This window comes from Dapis hubbardiae BLCC-M172, assembly GCF_050016015.1.
In the GTDB taxonomy this organism is placed as follows: Bacteria; Cyanobacteriota; Cyanobacteriia; order Cyanobacteriales; family Microcoleaceae; genus Trichodesmium.
The window spans coordinates 1-2,144 of sequence record NZ_JBNHEQ010000104.1 but is presented as its reverse complement, the minus strand read 5'-3'; the positions used below and the strand labels follow the sequence as shown (position 1 = coordinate 2,144).

The following is a 2,144-nucleotide window of genomic DNA, read 5'->3' as shown; positions in this document are numbered from 1 at the left end:
TTTTAACCAGAGGTAATTATCAATTATCCATTATCAATTATCAATTATTGAACAAATCTTTCTAGCTCTCCCCATCTCCCCATCTCCCCATCTCCCCACACTCTTGATATAATTACACCCATACTACCGGATTTGATATCATTCTTTGCTCCTCTAGAACCAAAAAATATCTGTGCTACTAATTAATCATAAATTGTGATATTTTTGTCAGTAATGGGAATACTAGAATTAAACAAATACATCTAAATTAATATCAGCTTATGAATAAGAATCTAATATGGTTATTTGTGATTTTGGCTATAGTTTTTGTAACTACTGGAGACAGTCTGGAATTTATGCCTGAACCTCTCCAAAATGCCAGTTTAGAAAGTCGTAAATTTGTGGTTGGGTTATGGCCTAGTTGGTTGAAACCTAAGAATACTAATGAACGTACAGAAGAAGCTTTGGAAAAGTTTGAAAGTCCTGGCGAAACAGAATAGCATTCAACAAAGGAAAGGGAAGAGGAAAATATTAATTTATATCAAACCTGGTAGTTTTAGTATCAATAAAGCATAGAAACCAGGTTTATATTAGATGCCCTATTATACTGACATCTGTCTCAAATTAGGTTTCTGACAATACTCCAAAGCAAGAGGAATTGATATTCTATACTACCAGAAAATCAGGTCTCAAACCTACTACTTCAGTAGTAGCTACTGTTAACTGATAACTGATAACTGAAATGACCTCTTCCCTTTTCCTAAAAAATGTTTAGCGTTTCTTTAACCAACTAAACATGGCGCGTAAGTCTTTACCAACTTCTTCAATAGGTTGTTCTGCTTCTTGGCGACGTATGGCAGTAAATACAGGTTTCCCTGTTTGGTTTTCCATGACAAATTCCCTGGCAAACTGACCAGACTGAATTTCACTTAAGATTTTCCGCATCTCGGCGCGAGTTTCATCGGTGACAATGCGAGGTCCGCGAGTATAGTCCCCAAACTCAGCAGTATTGGAGATACTGTCGCGCATATTTGCTAGACCACCTTCCACAACTAGATCGACTATAAGTTTAACTTCGTGCAGACATTCAAAGTATGCTAGTTCTGGTTGATACCCAGCTTCTACGAGAGTTTGAAAGCCAGCTTTAATTAATGCACTGAGACCACCACATAAAACAGCTTGTTCGCCAAATAGGTCGGTTTCAGTTTCTTCCCGGAAAGTAGTTTCTAGGATACCTGCACGAGTCCCACCAATACCTTTAGCATAAGCCATGGCGCGATCGCGAGCTTGACCAGAAGCATCTTGGAAAATGGCAAATAGACAAGGTACTCCTTCTCCTTGTTCGTAGGTGCGTCTAACTAAATGTCCAGGGCCTTTTGGTGCCACCATTACTACGTCCACGTTTGATGGGGGCAAAATTTGACCAAAGTGAATATTGAAACCGTGGGCAAAAGCTAGGATTTTTCCTTCTGTCAGATTGGGTTCAATTTCGTTTTTATAGACGGTTTTCTGTACTTCGTCTGGCAATAGAATCATTATTAGGTCTGCTTTTTCGGCAGCTTGATCTACTGGGTAAACATCTAGACCTGCTTCTTTTGCTTTGGTAGCAGACTTACTGCCTGGATAAAGTCCGACTATTACCTTTGAGCCACTATCTTTGAGGTTCAGTGCGTGAGCATGACCTTGAGAACCATAGCCAATGATGGCGATTGTTTTGTCGTTTAAGAGGTCCAGGTTAGCATCGGAGTCATAGTACATTCTGGCCATTATTGTTGTCTCCTGTCAGCAACTATTTATTATTTATGCAAAACTTTAATTATATCAAATGAAGGAAGAACGAGGAAGGAGGAAGGAAGAAGGAAGAAAAAATATCAATTGTTTGTTATCTGAGGCTATGAAAACTTATAGTTTCTACCTCATAAAACATGAGAAATTCTGTAATTTTTAGAATACTCAACAGAGTGAATATATCAAATGAAGGAAGAAAGAAAAAATCTCAATTGTTTGTTATCTGAGGCTATGAAAACTTATAGTTTCTACCTCATAAAACATGAGAAATTCTGTAATTTTTAGAATACTCAACAGAGTGAATATATCAAATGAAGGAAGAAAGAAAAAATCTCAATTGTTTGTTATCTGAGGCTATGAAAACTTATAGTTTCTAC

General features: G+C 37.5%; 2 protein-coding genes. One reads left to right on the top strand and one right to left on the bottom strand.

The genetic code is table 11. The features are described from left to right. Positions 1 to 260 precede the first annotated feature (260 nt). A complete protein-coding gene (locus tag ACP6PK_RS10180; RefSeq protein ID WP_094671317.1) occupies positions 261 to 479 on the top strand; it encodes a hypothetical protein in 219 nt (72 codons plus the stop codon). A gap of 271 nt (positions 480 to 750) precedes the next feature. Here the strand turns inward: ACP6PK_RS10180 and ilvC are convergent, their stop codons facing one another. Continuing rightward, a complete protein-coding gene (gene ilvC, locus ACP6PK_RS10175; RefSeq protein WP_426559510.1) occupies positions 751 to 1,746 on the bottom strand; it encodes a ketol-acid reductoisomerase in 996 nt (331 codons plus the stop codon). Between the last annotated feature and the right edge of the window lie 398 nt (positions 1,747 to 2,144).